The organism is Streptomyces sp. NPDC028991, assembly GCF_055564775.1.
In genome coordinates, this window is sequence record NZ_JBVHVP010000022.1 from 67,624 (window position 1) to 83,163 (window position 15,540).

15 protein-coding genes are annotated in these 15,540 nt (G+C 72.8%); 6 read left to right on the top strand and 9 right to left on the bottom strand.

Translation table 11 applies throughout. The features are described 5' to 3' along the window. The 4 genes from ACZ4V1_RS30055 to ACZ4V1_RS30070 form a co-directional block, all read right to left on the bottom strand. Positions 1–1,323, bottom strand: coding sequence for a SpoIIE family protein phosphatase (locus ACZ4V1_RS30055; protein WP_468342225.1), 1,323 nt, complete (start codon positions 1,321–1,323; stop codon positions 1–3). 272 nt (positions 1,324–1,595) lie between these two features. Further along, positions 1,596–2,615 carry a Gfo/Idh/MocA family protein gene (locus tag ACZ4V1_RS30060; protein WP_468342228.1) on the bottom strand — a complete coding sequence of 340 codons (1,020 nt, stop codon included), beginning with the start codon at positions 2,613–2,615 and terminating at the stop codon, positions 1,596–1,598. Positions 2,616–2,734: 119 nt separating this feature from the next. Further along, the gene (locus ACZ4V1_RS30065) at positions 2,735–3,829 is read right to left on the bottom strand and encodes a baeRF3 domain-containing protein (RefSeq protein WP_468342231.1); all 1,095 of its coding nucleotides are present in this window, start codon (positions 3,827–3,829) and stop codon (positions 2,735–2,737) included. A gap of 134 nt (positions 3,830–3,963) precedes the next feature. After that, positions 3,964–5,568 (bottom strand): alpha/beta hydrolase, encoded by a 1,605-nt coding sequence (locus ACZ4V1_RS30070; protein ID WP_468342234.1) that lies wholly within the window; start codon positions 5,566–5,568, stop codon positions 3,964–3,966. Between the two features lie 263 nt (positions 5,569–5,831). Here ACZ4V1_RS30070 and ACZ4V1_RS30075 point away from each other — a divergent pair, with 263 nt between their 5' ends. Then, positions 5,832–6,545 carry a chaplin gene (locus tag ACZ4V1_RS30075; RefSeq protein ID WP_468342237.1) on the top strand — a complete coding sequence of 238 codons (714 nt, stop codon included), beginning with the start codon at positions 5,832–5,834 and terminating at the stop codon, positions 6,543–6,545. A 184-nt stretch (positions 6,546–6,729) separates the two neighbouring features. Here the strand turns inward: ACZ4V1_RS30075 and ACZ4V1_RS30080 are convergent, their stop codons facing one another. Next, positions 6,730–7,215 carry a nucleoside deaminase gene (locus ACZ4V1_RS30080; protein WP_468342240.1) on the bottom strand — a complete coding sequence of 162 codons (486 nt, stop codon included), beginning with the start codon at positions 7,213–7,215 and terminating at the stop codon, positions 6,730–6,732. A gap of 175 nt (positions 7,216–7,390) precedes the next feature. On the opposite strand from ACZ4V1_RS30080, the gene ACZ4V1_RS30085 reads away from it, so the two are divergent. After that, on the top strand, positions 7,391–8,350 hold the full coding sequence (locus ACZ4V1_RS30085) for an SDR family oxidoreductase (RefSeq protein ID WP_468342242.1): 960 nt from the start codon (positions 7,391–7,393) through the stop codon (positions 8,348–8,350). A gap of 58 nt (positions 8,351–8,408) precedes the next feature. Here the strand turns inward: ACZ4V1_RS30085 and ACZ4V1_RS30090 are convergent, their stop codons facing one another. Together ACZ4V1_RS30090 and ACZ4V1_RS30095 are read right to left on the bottom strand one after the other, a co-directional pair. Then, positions 8,409–8,684 carry a GlsB/YeaQ/YmgE family stress response membrane protein gene (locus tag ACZ4V1_RS30090; RefSeq protein ID WP_468342245.1) on the bottom strand — a complete coding sequence of 92 codons (276 nt, stop codon included), beginning with the start codon at positions 8,682–8,684 and terminating at the stop codon, positions 8,409–8,411. 136 nt (positions 8,685–8,820) lie between these two features. Beyond that, positions 8,821–9,261 carry an SPW repeat protein gene (locus ACZ4V1_RS30095; protein ID WP_468342248.1) on the bottom strand — a complete coding sequence of 147 codons (441 nt, stop codon included), beginning with the start codon at positions 9,259–9,261 and terminating at the stop codon, positions 8,821–8,823. Between the two features lie 194 nt (positions 9,262–9,455). Between ACZ4V1_RS30095 and ACZ4V1_RS30100 the strand changes: the two genes are divergently transcribed. Continuing rightward, positions 9,456–9,623 (top strand): hypothetical protein, encoded by a 168-nt coding sequence (locus ACZ4V1_RS30100; protein ID WP_468342251.1) that lies wholly within the window; start codon positions 9,456–9,458, stop codon positions 9,621–9,623. Between the two features lie 134 nt (positions 9,624–9,757). Here the strand turns inward: ACZ4V1_RS30100 and ACZ4V1_RS30105 are convergent, their stop codons facing one another. Beyond that, on the bottom strand, positions 9,758–10,816 hold the full coding sequence (locus ACZ4V1_RS30105; protein ID WP_468342254.1) for an acyl-CoA dehydrogenase family protein: 1,059 nt from the start codon (positions 10,814–10,816) through the stop codon (positions 9,758–9,760). A 175-nt stretch (positions 10,817–10,991) separates the two neighbouring features. Between ACZ4V1_RS30105 and ACZ4V1_RS30110 the strand changes: the two genes are divergently transcribed. The 3 genes from ACZ4V1_RS30110 to ACZ4V1_RS30120 all read left to right on the top strand — a co-directional run bounded on the left by ACZ4V1_RS30110 (position 10,992) and on the right by ACZ4V1_RS30120 (position 14,669). Further along, positions 10,992–12,314, top strand: a complete 1,323-nt coding sequence (locus tag ACZ4V1_RS30110) for an aldehyde dehydrogenase family protein (protein WP_468342257.1) — start codon at positions 10,992–10,994, stop codon at positions 12,312–12,314. Between the two features lie 533 nt (positions 12,315–12,847). Beyond that, positions 12,848–13,738 carry a glycoside hydrolase family 19 protein gene (locus ACZ4V1_RS30115; protein WP_468342260.1) on the top strand — a complete coding sequence of 297 codons (891 nt, stop codon included), beginning with the start codon at positions 12,848–12,850 and terminating at the stop codon, positions 13,736–13,738. Positions 13,739–13,769: 31 nt separating this feature from the next. Continuing rightward, a complete protein-coding gene (locus ACZ4V1_RS30120; protein WP_468342263.1) occupies positions 13,770–14,669 on the top strand; it encodes an aldo/keto reductase in 900 nt (299 codons plus the stop codon). Positions 14,670–14,941: 272 nt separating this feature from the next. Here ACZ4V1_RS30120 and ACZ4V1_RS30125 read toward each other — a convergent pair whose 3' ends face one another. After that, positions 14,942–15,400 carry a pyridoxamine 5'-phosphate oxidase family protein gene (locus ACZ4V1_RS30125; protein ID WP_468342266.1) on the bottom strand — a complete coding sequence of 153 codons (459 nt, stop codon included), beginning with the start codon at positions 15,398–15,400 and terminating at the stop codon, positions 14,942–14,944. Positions 15,401–15,540 lie beyond the last annotated feature (140 nt).

The following is a 15,540-nucleotide window of genomic DNA, read 5'->3' on the forward strand; positions in this document are numbered from 1 at the left end:
CTAGGGCGTCACCCGGGCCGCCAGCACGCAGACGTCCGCCTGTCGCGGGGATTCGCCGAACTCCTCCGCCACGATCCGTACGCCGTCCTGTGCCGAGCGCGCCCCGGCCAGCCGGGGACCCAGGGAGAGGAGCCGGCGCACGTCTGCCGACACGAGTTCGCCGGTGTGCAGAAGCAGCAGGTCACCGGCGGCGAGGGTCGCCTCGGCCGGCCCGGACAGTCCGTGTCCCGTTCCCTCGCGGAACAGCAACGGGACGGGCTGTCCGGTGTGTGCCCAGGCCAGGGCGCGGGTGCGGGGCCGGTAACCGCAGTACAGGGCCGAGCGCACGGGTGGCAGAGCGGCGGCATCGAGTAATCGGTCGAGTCGGTCCTGGAGGTGCGCGGGCCCGGTGCCCGCCAGCGCCAGGCCGCGCAGGGCACCGATCAGTGCCGCCGGGCTCTGTGCCGCGTCGGCGCCCGGGCCGGCGAGGTCGCCGACGCTGAGCAGGGTCTCGTCGCCGTCGAGCGGGCAGGCGTCGTACCAGGCGCCGCACGCGGGCGCGTGGGCGGTCGACGGCAGGTACCCGGCGGCCAGCTCCAGGCCCGGCCGTCCCTGGTACGGGAACCGCAGGACGCCGTGCCAGGGCGGCGGCACGGCCTCCCGCGGTTCGACCGCGGCCCGTGGCCCGTGGTCCGCCGGCAGCGGTTGGCTCCGGAGCGAGTCACGGGTCTCGCTCACCGCCCGCTGACTGCGGCGCAGTTCGCTGACGTCCCGCAGTACCGCCCACATCGAGGCGGTGCTGCCGTCGGCGTCGAGCACGGGCTCGCCCATCATGTGCACGGTGCGCACGGTGTCGTCGGGGCGCACGACGCGGAACTCGCCGTCGATGGGCCTGGCGTCTACGAGGCAGTCCGTGACCATCGCGGTCAGTTTCGGCCGGTCCTCGGCGAGTACCAGGGACGGGAGTTCGTCGAGGCTGAGCGGGGCGGAGGCGGGGTCGCGGCCGAGGATCCGGAAGAGTTCCCCGGACCATTCGGCCTCGTCCGTCAGCAGGTTCCACTCCGCGCTGCCGACGCGGCTGAGCAGCGAACCGGGCCGTGGCGCGGGTGCCGGACCGTCCCGGAGCTGTGCCAAGTGCTCGTCGAGGTCGCTGAGCTGGTGCAGTGCCAGGTCGTACAGAGCGCGCTGCCAGCGTCCGCGGGGGTCGGTTCCGTCGTCCTGGCTGTCCCGCCGTACCGCGTCGACGTCGCCCCGTAGCCGCCGGGCCTGCGATATCAGGGCTTCCACGGAGCCGCGTCCCGGTGGCTGGGCGGTTGGAGGGTCCGCGGAGAGATGGGACGACATGACGCACTCCGATGTGCAGACGGTACGACCAAGGCGGGATCGGGGCTGGCGGAAGGACCGTTACGACTCTTGCACAGCCCGCGACGCCCCGTAAGAGATTCGGCAACACACGATACGGTGGTGCTTCCGGCATATGCCACTGTCTTCCCGGAGTGACTTCGGCACGCCGGCAGCGTACGGGAGGCGAGCGGCAAGTCGTAGTACCCCTACGGGACTTGACGGGTATCGAGGCCTGGCGACGTCGTCGTCCTGGTGTTCGCCGGACGCCTGTTCTATGACGGGTCGGTCGCCGCCGGTCGGGGTGCCAGGCCGACGGGTGTGCGCGCTCCCGTCTCCAGGGCCCGTACGCCGGCCTCCGCGACCGCGGCGGCGGCATACCCGTCCCAGGTGCCCGGACCGGCGACCCGGCCCCGCCGGGTGGCGTCGACCCAGCTCTGCACCTCGCGGTCGTAGGCGTCCGCGAACCGTACGAGGTAGTCCTGCGGCACCTCCTCCCGGGCGCCGCCCGCCGCCGTCACCACCATCGTGTGCGCGTCTCCGATCCGGGTGCTGCCCGCCTCGCAGACGGCCTCGCAACGCACCTCGTAACCGAAACCGCAGTTGACGAAGATCTCCACGTCGACCAGCGCGCCCGCCTCGGTCTCGAAGAGCACGAACTGCGGATCGAGCAGTCCCCCGGGCGCGCCCGCCGACGGACGCGGCCGGACCACGGTCACCGCGGTCAGCTCCTGCCCGAGCAGCCAGCGGGCCGCGTCGATCTCGTGCGAGACGGAGCTGGTGACCAGCATCGCGGAGGTGAAGTGCGGCGGAGAGGACACATTGCGGTGGACGCAGTGCAGCATCAGGGGCCGGCCCAGCCGGCCGCCGTCCAGCAGCGACTTCAGCCGCCGGTACTCGGTGTCGTACCGCCGCATGAATCCGACCTGCGCCAGCCTCCGGCCCAGCCGCGCCTCCGCCTCCACCACGCGCAGCGCTCCCGCCGAGTCCGGCACCATCGGTTTCTCGCACAGCACCGGCAGTCCCCGCGCGAAGGCGGCCAGCAGCGCCTCCTCGTGTGCCTCGCCCGGCGAGGCGATCAGTACGGCCTCGACGCCCGGCGCGTCGAGCACGGCCTCGACGTCCGTGTGCACGGTGACCCCGTCGATGCCGCCCACGGCCTCCTTCGCCCGCTCGGCGTCGGGGTCGGCCACCGCGGCGACCCTGGCGCCGCTCACCACCCGGTCGAGGCGCCGTACGTGATCGGCGCCCATGTGTCCCGCGCCCAGCACCGCGACACCCAGAAGTTCGCTCACGCTCCGCCGGCTCCTTCCCCGTCCGCCGTACACCCGCCGAGGAGCGGGCCAACGTACCGCGGACAGGGTTTCATGGTCGTCAAGAGGGGCGGAGCGTAACCGGGGCGCGGCGGCGGGTGTCAGTACCGCAGCACCCCCGCGATCCCGTCCGCCTCCCCGAGTGCTCCGTCCGGCACGAAGCGGACGTCGGCGCCGGTCTCCAGGCACTGTTCGACGATCTCGTCAACGATGTCCTCGCGGGCGTCGAGGTCGCCGCCGTCCGCCGGCAGCAGGTGCTCGCCGTCGTCGCGCATCGTCACTTTGAAGTTCTCCTCGACGGCCAGCAGCCGTACCCGGCCGGTGCGGGCGCTCTCCCACAACTCGTCGACGCCGGCCGCGAAGTCCTTGCGCCCGCGGGCCGCGTCCAACTCCCTGGCCACCGCCTCGACGGAGCCCCGTGCCTCGTCGTCGAGGACCGGCCGCACCGCCTGCCACACGGCCTCGGCCGTGCCGTGCGCGAGGCCCCCGTGCGGGACGAGCACCGCGTCGCGCACGGTGCTGCCGGTCTCCTCCAGCAGGGACAGCGCGGGCTGCGGGCCGGTGACGTACAGCGGCCGGGGGTGCGCGCGCAGGACCCTGCCCATCACGGTGTCGGCGTCGCGCAGGAACCGGCGGGTGGTCTCGTCCCGGAAGGTGCTCGGCGCGTCCCCGATCCGCTCCTGCCGTTCGGGATCGAAGTCCAGCGGCGGCCGGTGCATCGGGAATCCGCCGGAGCGGTCCTCGGTGACCCGGCCCGCGCCACCGTTCCACAGCGTGACGCGGTCGGCGGCGACCGACAGTACCCAGAACGGCCGCTCGGCGGCCTGTGCGGCGACGAGGTTGCGGGTCAGGAAGGTGTCCGACAGGACCACGCGCTCGGGGACGGAACGGGCGAGCGTCCAGACCTGGTGCTCACCCGGCGCGGCGAAGAGCGCCAGGCCGTCCTCGGCGTGCGTCAGGTCGACCTCGGCGAGGGCCCGGTCGAGTTCCCGGGACACCTCCATCCGCCGTTCGCGGGTGACCGCGGGATCGTCCTCCAGCTGTTTCTTGGCGTCGGCGACCGCGTTGCGCAGCCGGACGGAGTCCTGGGCGTTGTCCGGTTCGCGACGGTGCGTCGGCGTCAGAACGGACACGGCCGGGTAGGGGCGGGGGCGCCGCAGTTCGGCGAGGGTGGCGGGACTCAGATCGTGCTCCATGTCAGCACGATAGAACTGATGGGCGTGTCGGGCATTCGGAGCAATTCCGCCGCCGGGTCCGGGCGCCCGGTCCGGGCCGTCCGGTCGAGGTCGCCCGGTACGGGTCATCCGGTTATCCGATCCAGTCCTCCGGATCAGTCGTCTTCCCGGGCGGTCCCGCGGGGCTCGGAGCCGCAGGAGCTGCCGTCGGGCGGCAGGGAGCCGTACAGCAGGAAGTCGTCGACCTTCCGGTGCACGCACTCGGAGGACGCGTAGCCGGTGTGCCCCTCGCCCTTGTTGTCGAGGACCACCGCCGCGGGGCCCAGCCGCTCGGCCGTCTGCACCGTCCAGCGGTACGGCGTGGCCGGGTCGCCCCGGGTGCCGACGAGGAGCATCTCGGAGGTGTCGAGATCCTTCACGTCTTCCCGGATGTAGTCGGTGCCCTTGGGCCGGCCGTAGCACATCAGCACCTGGGTGAGGCGGTACCGGCCGAAGACCGGCGAGGCCTCCTCGTACCGCGCGCGCAGCCGCCCCAGGGACCCGGCGAGCTGGTCGGCGGAGGGGCGGTCCGGGTCGTCGGCGCAGTTGATCGCCATCAGGGCGGCCGGCAGGTTGTCCATCGGGACGTCCTCCGGGTCGGTGAGTCCGCCGCCGGGGTCCGCGGGACCTCGCGCCCGGACCGGGAAGGTGACGCCACCGGACACGAACCCCTCCAGGCCGCGGGTGTCACCGTCCTCGAGCAGCCGGCCGAGTGCCCGCTGCAGCGAGGGCCACAGCTCCTCGCTGTACAGCGCCTGACCGATGGCGCCCACCATGTCCTGTCCGGTGAAGGGTTCGCCGAACCCCGTCGGTACCGGGTCCTCGTCGAGAGAGGTGATGACCTGCTCGACCTGGCGCCGGGCTTGGCGCGCGTCCTGTCCGAACGGGCAGGCGATGTCCTCCACGCACCAGTCGAGGAAGTTCTCCAGCGCGGTCTGCTGCCCCCGGGCGCCGGCCAGCCCCTGCTCGGTCAGCGGTTCGGTCAGGGTGTCCACGCCGTCCAGCACCATCCGGCCGACCTTGTCCGGGAACCGGGCGGCGTACACCGCGCCCAGCCGGGTGCCGTAGGAGAAGCCGAGGTAGTTGAGCCGGTCGTCGCCGAGGGCCCGGCGCATCACGTCCATGTCGCGTGCCGCGTTCACCGTGCCTATGTGGGGCAGTACCGGACCGGAGTGCTTCGCGCATTCGGCCGCCGCGTCCCGCAGGCGCCGGAGCACGTCCCGCGGGTCGGTGAGCTTCTCGTCCCCGTCCGTCGCCTCCATGATGTCCAGCGTGGCCGGGCCGCAGGTGACCGGGGAGGACCGGCCGACGCCGCGGGGGTCGAAGGTCACCACGTCGTAGCCGTTGGTCAGGTGCATGAAGTCCTTGCCGCCGGCGGAGAGTTCGCTGACGCCTGAGCCGCCCGGGCCGCCGAAGTTCAGCAGCACCGAACCCCGCGAGTCACCGGTCGCCCGGTACCGGGCGAGGGCCAGGTCGAGGGTTCCCGCCTTGGGCCGGTCGTAGTCGAGGGGGACGGTGACCTTCCCGCACTGCAGGTCTTCCGGAACCTCCATGCCCTCGCACGCCGACCATGTGATCCGTTGGTCGTAGAACCGGGACAGGCCGGGCCCGGTGTCCCGTGCGGTCGCGGCGGGCAGCCCCGCACCCAGCAGGGCCAGCCCCAGCGCTCCGGTGACCGCGCAGCGCCGGGCCGAGGGCCGAGTCGACAGCTTGGCCAGCATCGATGCCTCCCGGGCGCCCCGTCGCGGACCGGTGGTCGGCGCCCTCGATCACCATAAGCGGGCCCCGCGCGCCTCGCCTCCGGGGTGGTGCCGCCGGGCGCGCGGAGGGGCTTTCGGCGGGTGTACGGAGGCTTTGCCGCTCGTTCGACGAAACGGCCACTCGATGGAGTGAAAGACCTATAAGCCATAACTCGGATGGTGCGCCCGCGTTTTAACCGGTGCGGGCGAGCGCCCGTGACCATGTCTGGAAGGCAGGGAACCTCATGAGAAGGGTTACCCGAAACGGTGTGCTCGCCGTCGCCGCCTCCGGCGCGCTGGCCGTGACGATGCCGGCGTACGCGGCGTTCGCGTCCGACGGCGCCGCCGCCGACGGTTCCGCGGCCGGATCGCCCGGTCTGATCTCGGGCAACACCGTCCAGCTCCCGGTGGACGTGCCGGTCAACGTCTGCGGGAACACGGTGAACGTGGTGGGGCTCCTCAACCCGGCCGCGGGCAACAGCTGCGCCAACACCGGGGCCGGTACGGCGGACAAGGGGTCGGACACCTCCGCCGACACCGGCTCGTCCGGTACCGGCACATCCGGCGGCGCGGTCGCCGAGGGCGGCGGAAAGGATTCACCCGGCGTGGTCGCCGGCAACGGCGTGCAGCTGCCCGTCCACCTCCCGGTGAACGTCACCGGCAACAGCGTCAACGTCGTCGGGATCGGGAACCCGGCCGTCGGCAACGAGTCGACGAACACCTCCGGCGACCGCCCCGAGACCGAGCGGCCCGCCGCGGAGCCGGAGCCGGAGCCGTCCGCACCGGAAGAAGAGCGGGCCAGGCCGGAGCCGGTCCCGCCCGCCGCCCCACCGCAGGCGTCGACGTCCCTCGCCCTCACGGGTGCGGACCAGACCCTGCCCGCCCTCGCGGGCGGCGCGGCACTCGTGCTGGGCGGGGTCGTCCTCTACCGGCGGTTCCGGCCGGGGGCCGGAAGCTGACCGAGGGCGGACGATCGTCCCGGGGCGCCGAACGACGCGCCGCCGGGACGCGGCCCTCCCGGAGGCCCCGCTCCGCCGGGGCGCCGAACGGCGACGCCGGGACATCCCACTCCGTCGCGACACGTGCGAGCGCCGTCGGGCACACCCGACGGCGCTCGGTGACCTGGTCGGGCGGCCTTTCCGCTCAGGCCCGCCTCCCGTGGAACCGGCGGTGCAGGGTGCGGATCTCCTCGGTCAGCTCCGGCACCGGACCCGCCACGGGCACGCCGGGCGCCACCTCCCGCACCGCCAGCGGGCGCACCGGCGGTGCCGGGACTCCCAGCTCCGCCAGCCACCCGCCCAGCTGCTCCGACGAGGCGACGTAGACGATGCGCCCCAGGCCCACCCAGGCGTGTGCGGCGGCGCACATCGGGCAGTGCTCGCCGGACGTGTAGACCGTGGCGGCGGCCCGCTCCTCGGGGGTGAGGTGCGCGGCGGACCAGCGTGCCAGCTCGAACTCGGGATGGCGGGTGCGGTCGCCGGAGGCCACCCGATTGTGGTCCTCGGCCAGGACCGTGCCGTCCGCGCCGACCAGGACCGATCCGAACGGCTCGTCACCTGCCTCCAGTGCCTCGGCCGCCAGTTCCACACAGCGGCGCAGGTAGGGGAGTTCGGTGTCTTTCACGACCATGGCGTACGGCCTTCCTCGCGGCGTGATCACTCACCGGCAGCCTACGTCTCCGGGGCGTCGGGCAAGAGCACTCCTTGCTATGGGCATTCGCGGCAGTTATAGTCTCTAACTAGCGCGACTAGCCGTAGCCGAGTCTTCGCCGGCAGTGCCGCGGAGTCCAGAGGAGGGGATCATCATGTCCGCCGTCACCGCCGAGCCACACGTCCCGCACGCCGTCCTGGGGTCCGGCCCCGCCGGTACCGGACTGGCTCGTGAGCTGGTCCGCAGGGGGCATCCCGTCCGTCTTGTCGACCGGCGTGCCGAGGGTCCCGCGACAGCCGGCGTCGAGCGGTTCGCCGCCGACGTGAGCACCGCCGACGGCGCCCGTGCCGCCATAGGCGACGCCGCCGTCGTGTACCACTGCGTCAACGTCGGCTATCACCTCCAGACAGAGGTGATGCCCCGCGTCCAGGAAGCCGTCCTGGCGGCCGTCGAGGCGACCGGGGCCCGGCTGGTCGTGCTCGACACGCTCTACCCGTACGGCGAGACCGGGGGAGCGGTGATGACCGAGGACAGCCCGTGGCAGGCGACCAGCCGCAAGGGCCGGATGCGTGCGGAGCTCGACGAGCGGTACCTCGCCGCACACCGGGCCGGCCGGGCTCGGGTGGTCCTCGGCCGCAGCGCCGACTTCGTCGGTCCCGGCGTGCTCAACTCGTCCCTCGGTGCCGCCGTCTTCCCGGGCGCGCTCACCGGCGGGGAGGTCGCGGGGCTCGGCGACATCGACCTGCCGCACAGCTACACGTACATCGGGGACGTGGCGGCAGGCCTCGCGACACTCGGCGAGCGGCCGGAGGGCGACGGCCGCGTCTGGCACCTGCCCACCGCGCCCGCCGTCAGCACGCGCGAGATCCTCACGATGATCGAGAAGCGCGCGGGCCGGCCGTTGAACGTCACGGTGCTCGCCGAACCCCGCCCCTTCGGCCCCTTCGACGAGCGGTTCATGGCCGAGTACGCGGAGATGTTCTACCAGCACACGGAGCCCCAGATCATGGACTCCACCGCCTTCGAGCGCTCCTTCGGGATGGCCCCGAAGCCGCTCGCGGACACCGTGGACGCCACCGTGGCCTGGTTCGAGGAGTGGCTCCGGAGCCGATGACGGCCGTACGGGTGCGGCCGTGGGCCCACGCCTTCAGCGGCGCGTACGCGGCACGCCTTCAGCGGCGCGTACGCGGCCGCGACCGCGACCGGTCCAGCGCGGCCACGCCGACCGCGGCCAGGCCGATCTGGATGAGCCACTCCACCCAGTCGACGCCGTCGGTGTCGGCCACGTCGAACGCCGTGGCGATCCACGACCCGATCAACGCGGCCACGATGCCGACGAGGACCGTCCACAGGACCCCGATGCGCTGACGTCCTGGGACCACGAGTCGGCCCAGGACGCCGATGACGATACCGATGACGATGGCACTGATGATGCCGTCTATCTCCATCTCCGCCCCTTCTTGTCAAGACCCCCGCGGCACTGCGTGTGCCCGCTATGGGCGGGCGCAGTCCGCCGGGGGTCCGGGGCGTGCGCGGACCGGTCCGCGAGGGCGGACCGGTCCGTGGTGTTCCCTTCCCGTGCGTCTAGGGCTTGCGCAGGCTCTTCGCCGCCGTAGCGGCGCACACCGTCCCCAGGGCCAGGGTCAGGGCGCCGATGATGATGTTGTTCCAGATGACGCCGGCGTCGGGGTTCGTGCCGACGATCCACGGCGAGATGATCATCCAGATGCCCATCGCGCACATCGCCCCGCTGAGGCCGTACATGCGCTCCGGGGCGCGGGTGAAGCCGAGCGCCAGCAGTGCGATGGCGATTCCTATGATCAGGTTGTGGGCCACCATTGCGGGCTGGCTCGTGGTGAAGTGGACTATCCACGGGGACACGGCACAGTAGAGGCCGAGCAGGAACACCGGCCCGTCCACGAGTGCCACATCCCGGCCGCCGAGCATGCGGGCATAGCGTTCCTGCATCTCCGGGGCGTCGGGGTGGCTGGAGAGGTCACCTCGGGTGTGCGAGACGTTGGCCATGAGTCGTCTCCTTTGACTTACCGGGCCTGGACCGCGTCTGGTGCGGTGTGCGGTAACGCCGCATACGTCCATTCTGCTCTTATTTCTCCCTTATGTGTAGTCGAGGGTGCGTGGGGCATGTCCGCGCGGATCGCGGGCAGACGCCCGGGCAGGAGAGCACGAACGGACACGGGGCAGTGGAGGTGACCGCCGCTATGGGGGCGAAGGTGTTGGAGCGGTTTCCGGCGGGGTCGCCGCGCGGTTCGTGGCCGGCGGAGGAGTACGCCGCACGCCGTCGTGCGCAGGGCGAACCCGCGACCGTCGTGATGGACCTGAGGTCGGACGCCTTCCTGGTCGTCGTCCCGGCCCGCGACGAGGACTGAACAGGCGCCCGGGAACGCGCGGTCGCGCGTTCCCCGTTCCAGGAGCGCGACAGCGGGACGGGACGGCGGGGCGGGACGGCGGGGTGGGGCGGCGGGGTGGGGCGGGACGGCGGGACGCCGTCGCCGCCGGCGTTCTAGAGCGAGGCGAGCGCGGCCAGGTGGGCCTGTCGAACCGGCGCCGTCTGACCCTGTACCAGCAGGAACATCCCCTCTCGTGCGAGCCGTTGGGCCGGGTGGCCGAGGCTTGTCGCGCGTCCGCCTCCGGCCACGACCGCCGCAGTCGTGGCCGCCCGCATGAGGTCGTACGCCCTCGTCCGCAGCGCCAGCCGTTCCTCGTCCTGCCCGTCCGGGACACTCCGGTCGGCGAGCGCGTACGCCCGCTTCCTGACCCCGTCGAGCCGGTCGCGCAGCGAACGGGCCGCCCTCCGCTCGTCCGCCGTGTCGCCGAGCAGGCCCAGGGCGGCGTACGCGACGCCGAAGACGGCCGGCGAGGTGTTGGTGCTGCGGGGCACGTCGACCCGGGCGAACTCCTCGCGCGGAGTACGCAGTACCACGTTGTCCTCCGGTACCCGCAGACCGTCCAGCGCCAGGGACACCGTGCGCGCGGCCGTCAGTGCCGCGAGCCGCATGGGCGGCGACGGACGCAGTCCGGGCTGCTCGCGGGCGTCGGTGAAGGCGAACACCACCTCCTCCGTCTCGGTCACGCCCGCGAGCAGCATCACGTCGTTGAGGCCCCAGCCGGTGTACCAGGGCACGGTGCCGTCGAAGCGCAGGTCGCCGCCCTCGGCGGTGACTCGGACCGGGACCCGGGGGAAGGCGCGGACGTGCGCGTAGGCGATGCCGGCCAGCAGCTCACCGGTCGCGAGCGGGCGCAACAGGCGTTCGCGGGAGGGGAGTCCGGGTTCCGCCTTCGCGAGCAGCCGCACCGGCGTGTGGTGCTGGGTCTGCACGAACCAAGTGGAGCAGCACGCCCCGGCCAGGACCTCCGCGACCTCCCGGGCCACCGGATCAGGGGCTCCGGCCCCGCCGTACTCCGCGGGGGCGCTCACGCCGAGGAGTCCGGAGCGCCGGACCGCCTCGAGGTGGCCCGTGGGCATGCCGTCCTGGTCGACGCGCTGGGCGGATGGGGCGAGGAGTCCGTCCGCGAGTCGCCGGGCCTCGGTGACGAGCGGGTGAGGCGTAGTGATGGTCATGCGGCGATTCTCGTGATCGGGCGCGGCTGTGGCGAGGACGCACGGAAAGCAGGTGGCACGGCCCGGGAATTTATTTTGGCACCTGAAAGGTTGGCTATTACATCCAGTCCCCTCGGTCGCCCCCGGCCGACCCGGTCGGTGTCCGGCACCGTATCCCCCACCAGCGAGGCACACCGTGAACCACCCCGCCCCCGAGCGGCCCGCCGACGTCGTGGCCCGGCTGCGCGCCACTTTCCGCACCGGCCGTACCAAGCCCGTCGAGTGGCGCACCGCACAGCTGCACCGGCTGCGCGCGCTGCTCACGGAGAACGGCCCGGACCTCGAGGCCGCGCTCCACGCCGACCTGGGCAAGAGTGCCGCCGAGGCCCAGCGCACGGAGATCGGCTTCACCGTGCGCGAGATCGACCACACCCTCGAGCACCTGGCCGACTGGCTGCGCCCCGAGCCCGCCCCCGTCCCGGCGCACCTCGGCGCCGACGCCACCGCCTGGACGCAGTACGACCCCCTCGGGGTCGTCCTCGTCATCGCGCCCTGGAACTACCCGGTCCAGCTCCTGCTCGCCCCGGTGGTCGGAGCCCTGGCCGCGGGCAACACGGTCGTCGCCAAGCCGAGTGAGCTGGCTCCGGCCACCTCCGCCGTGCTGGCCCGCCTGCTGCCCCGGTACCTGGACACCGAGGCCGTGGCCGTCGTCGAGGGCGGAATCCCCGAGACCACGGCCCTGCTCGCCGAACGCTTCGACCACGTCTTCTACACCGGGAACGGCACCGTCGGCCGCATCGTCATGCGTGCCGCCGCCGAGCACCTCACCCCGGTGACCCTCGAACTCGGCGGCAAGTCCCCGGCGTTCGTCGACCGCGACGCCGACCTCGACGTCGTCGCGGCCCGGCTGGCCGGCGGCAAGTTCCTCAACGCCGGCCAGACCTGTGTGGCCCCCGACTACGTCCTGACCGATCCGGAGACCGCCGCCGCCCTGGAGCCGGCGCTGGTCCGCGCCGTCGAGGGGCTGTACGGGGCCGACCCGGCCCGGTCCTCGGATTACGCGCGGATCGTCAACGAACGCCACTTCGACCGGCTGGCCGGCCTGCTGGACTCCGGCCGGGTGGTCGTCGGCGGCGACAGCGACCGGACGGAGAAGTACATCGCGCCCACCGTGCTCGCCGACGTCGCCCCCGAGGCACCGGTGATGCGCGAGGAGATCTTCGGCCCGATCCTGCCGATCGTCACCGTGCCCGGGCTGGACGAGGCGATCGGCTTCGTCAACGACCGCGACAAGCCGCTGGCCCTCTACGTCTTCAGCGAATCCGACGGGACCCGGGAGCGGTTCGCCGCCGAGACGTCCTCCGGCGGTCTCGGCCACGGGCTGCCGCTCGCCCACCTCACCGTCTCCGACCTGCCGTTCGGCGGGGTGGGGGAGAGCGGCATGGGGAGCTACCACGGCCGCTACTCCATCGAGACGTTCAGCCACCGCAAGGCGGTCCTGAAGAAGCCGCTGAGCTGACGGCTGGCGGCCCGCGAGCAGCCGCTGACCTGTCCGGCCCGCGGCCCGCAAGGAGCCGACCGGCCCGGCCGGCCGAAGCGAGGAGCCCGCTGCCAACCCGGCCGGGAACCGGCCGGGTTGGAGCGTGATGCGCTCGCTGCTTGCTCGTTCGCCCCGCCCCGCCCCGCCCCGCCCCGCCCCGCCCCGCCCCGCCCCGCCCCGGCCCGGCCCGGCCCGCCCCGGCCCGGCCCGCCCCGGCCCGGCCCGGCCCGCCCCGGCCCGGCCCGCCCCGGCCCGGCCCGGCGCGTCCGGTCGAGGAGAGCCGGGACCAGCCGCTCGACCGTGTCTCCGAAGCCGGCGGAGGACTGGTTTCCGCGGTTCGCGTTGGTCTACACCCTTGACTGGTACAGACCAACGCGGTTGAGTGTGCCTCCACACCCCCCACCACGGCCGCCCCCACGCCGTGGCCGGCCCGACCGGCACGCGCGCACAAGGCTCCGCTACGCCCTGCCCTTGTACGGGAGCGGCCGTGCTCCGCCGAAGGAGGCAGACCTGTGTCGAGGCGCCGTATATCAGCCCTGGTGACCGTACTCGCCCTCGCGGGAGCCGTGCCCGTGCTCCTGCCCGCCACCGAGGCCTCCGCCGCCGCCTGTTCGAGCTACCCGGCCTGGTCGGCCGGCGCGAACTACAACGCCGGCGACATCGTCCGCTACACGGACGGCAAGGCCTACCGGGCCGAGCACGCCAACCCGGGCTACGACCCGCTGATCAGCACCTGGTACTGGGAGCCGTACGCGTGCGACGGCGGCACGGAGACACCGGTCGGCAACTTCGTGGTGACCGAGGCCCAGTTCAACCAGATGTTCCCGGGCAGGAACTCCTTCTACACGTACAGCGGCCTCACCGCCGCGCTCAGCGCGTACCCCGGCTTCGCCAACACCGGCAGTGACACCACCAAGAAGCAGGAGGCCGCGGCCTTCCTCGCCAACGTCAGCCACGAGACCGGCGGACTCGTGCACATCGTCGAGCAGAACACCGCCAACTACCCGCACTACTGCGACTGGAACCAGCCCTACGGCTGCCCGGCCGGTCAGGCCGCCTACTACGGGCGCGGCCCGATCCAGCTCAGCTGGAACTTCAACTACAAGGCCGCGGGCGACGCGCTCGGCATCGACCTGCTGAACAACCCCTGGCTGGTGCAGAACGACGCGGCCGTCGCCTGGAAGACCGCCCTGTGGTACTGGAACACCCAGTCCGGACCCGGCAGCATGACCGGCCACAACGCCATGGTCAACGGCGCCGGCTTCGGCCAGACCATCCGCTCCATCAACGGCTCCCTGGAGTGCGACGGCAAGAACCCCGCGCAGGTGCAGAGCCGCGTCACCAAGTACCAGCAGTTCAGCCAGATCCTCGGCGTCTCACCGGGCGGCAACCTCTACTGCTGACCCGCGCCGGAGCGTGTGCGAAACTCCGCCGATGACCTGGGAAACGATCACCGCGGAGTCCGCGGGCACCTGGAATCTCGGCGACCTGCCCGTCCGCCGCGTCGGCTTCGGCGCGATGCGGCTGACGGGCAGTGCCGCCTTCCACCTGGGCACGCCGAGCGACCGGGAACGCTCCCTGGCCGTACTGCGCCGGGCGGTCGGACTCGGCGTCAACCACATCGACACCGCCGCCTTCTACTTCTCCTCGCTGCGCTCCGCCAACGAACTGATCAACAGCGCGCTCGCGCCCTACGCCGACGACCTGGTGATCGCCGCCAAGGTCGGCCCGTACCGGGAGTGGTCGGGGGAGTGGGGCACCTCCGCCCGGCCCGAGAACCTGCGGGCCCACGTCGAGGAGAACCTGCGCCAGCTCGGCCGGGACCACCTCGACGTCGTCTACCTCCGCCGCATGCGGCAGGACTCGATCGCCGAGCACTTCGGCGCCCTCGCCGAACTGCGCGAGGCGGGCCTGATCCGCCACCTAGGCATCTCCGACGTCGAGCCGCGGCACCTGGCCGAGGCCCAGGCCGTCGCGCCCGTGGTCTCGGTCCAGAACCGGTACGGCCTCGGCTTCCACGACCCCGCCACGGAAGAACTCCTCGCCCTGTGCCGAGAGCAGGGCATCGCCTTCGTGCCGTTCTACGCCATCGCCGGCGAGGCCGGACCACGCGGCGCCGGCACCGCCCACGAGGACGAGGTCCGTGCGGTCGCCCGGGCGCACGGCGCGAGCCCCGCGCAGGTGCGGATCGCCTGGACCCTGCACCAGGGCCCGAACGTCCTGGCCATCCCCGGCACCGGCAACCCCGGTCATCTCGCCGAGAACGTCGCGGCGGGCGCCCTCCGCCTCACCGACGAGGAACTGGCACGGCTCGACGGGGCCCGAACCGGCTGAGGTGTCTGGACCGGGGCTGATGTGGTCCACCGGCTGAGGTACCTGGGTCGGCTGAGGCGCCCGCACCCGCCGGTTCCTGGGTCGGCTGAGGCGCCCGCACCCGCCGGTTCCTGGGCCGGCTGAAGTGCCCGCACCCGCCGGTTCCTGGGCCGGCTGAAGTGCCCGCACCGGGGCTGACGCGGTCGCACCGGCTGAGGCGCCCGCACCGCCGAGGAGCCCGGGCCGGCTGTGGTGCCCCGGCGGCCGGTCGCTCGCACGGGCGCCCACGCGCGCTACGCGGTCCAGACGCCGTCCCGCATGATGTGCCGCTGCCTCAGCTCGCGCTCCTCGTGCCACGCCTGCACCGCGAGCGGTCGCACCCGGAACCAGGCGTACGACGCGCTGTCCTCGCGAGGATCCCAGCCGGTCTTCGCGAGGAACGCACCGGCCGCCGCGGACGGCGCCTCCCGCAGACCGAACGTCTCCACCTCGCCGTCGATCAGCACGACGTCCCGGGTGTGCCCGAAGGCCAGCCGGGCCCGGCCGCCGTCGCGCAGGTTGCGTCCGGTCGGGTTGGTGAGCCGCGTGCACAGCCACACCGACTCCCCGTGCCACACGAACCACAGCGGGACCATGCAGGGCAGGCCGTCGGCGTCCGCCGTGGCCACCCAGATGTCCATCTCCCGTTCCAACCGGTCCAGCACGTCCTGCCTGCGCCGTCCGGGCTCGCGCGGTGGTGCGGTGATCTTCATGGCCGTGACGGTAGTGGACCGGCCACGCTCGCGCCTCGGGCCCGAGGCCTAGAGATCGTCTTCAAAGGTCAGATCCAGAGCAGGATTGAGGCGATGGTGACGGCGGCTTGGTAGGACTCGCGGGTCTTGTCGTAGCGAGT

Coding starts and splice junctions, on each gene's coding strand:
- ACZ4V1_RS30075 (WP_468342237.1), top strand. CDS start 5,832: ATGAGAAGGGTTACCCGAAACGGTGTGCTCGCCGTCGCCGCCTCCGGC.
- ACZ4V1_RS30080 (WP_468342240.1), bottom strand. CDS start 7,215: ATGGTCGTGAAAGACACCGAACTCCCCTACCTGCGCCGCTGTGTGGAA.
- ACZ4V1_RS30125 (WP_468342266.1), bottom strand. CDS start 15,400: ATGAAGATCACCGCACCACCGCGCGAGCCCGGACGGCGCAGGCAGGAC.
- ACZ4V1_RS30120 (WP_468342263.1), top strand. CDS start 13,770: ATGACCTGGGAAACGATCACCGCGGAGTCCGCGGGCACCTGGAATCTC.
- ACZ4V1_RS30090 (WP_468342245.1), bottom strand. CDS start 8,684: ATGGAGATAGACGGCATCATCAGTGCCATCGTCATCGGTATCGTCATC.
- ACZ4V1_RS30085 (WP_468342242.1), top strand. CDS start 7,391: ATGTCCGCCGTCACCGCCGAGCCACACGTCCCGCACGCCGTCCTGGGG.
- ACZ4V1_RS30055 (WP_468342225.1), bottom strand. CDS start 1,323: ATGTCGTCCCATCTCTCCGCGGACCCTCCAACCGCCCAGCCACCGGGA.
- ACZ4V1_RS30065 (WP_468342231.1), bottom strand. CDS start 3,829: ATGGAGCACGATCTGAGTCCCGCCACCCTCGCCGAACTGCGGCGCCCC.
- ACZ4V1_RS30095 (WP_468342248.1), bottom strand. CDS start 9,261: ATGGCCAACGTCTCGCACACCCGAGGTGACCTCTCCAGCCACCCCGAC.
- ACZ4V1_RS30105 (WP_468342254.1), bottom strand. CDS start 10,816: ATGACCATCACTACGCCTCACCCGCTCGTCACCGAGGCCCGGCGACTC.
- ACZ4V1_RS30070 (WP_468342234.1), bottom strand. CDS start 5,568: ATGCTGGCCAAGCTGTCGACTCGGCCCTCGGCCCGGCGCTGCGCGGTC.
- ACZ4V1_RS30100 (WP_468342251.1), top strand. CDS start 9,456: ATGGGGGCGAAGGTGTTGGAGCGGTTTCCGGCGGGGTCGCCGCGCGGT.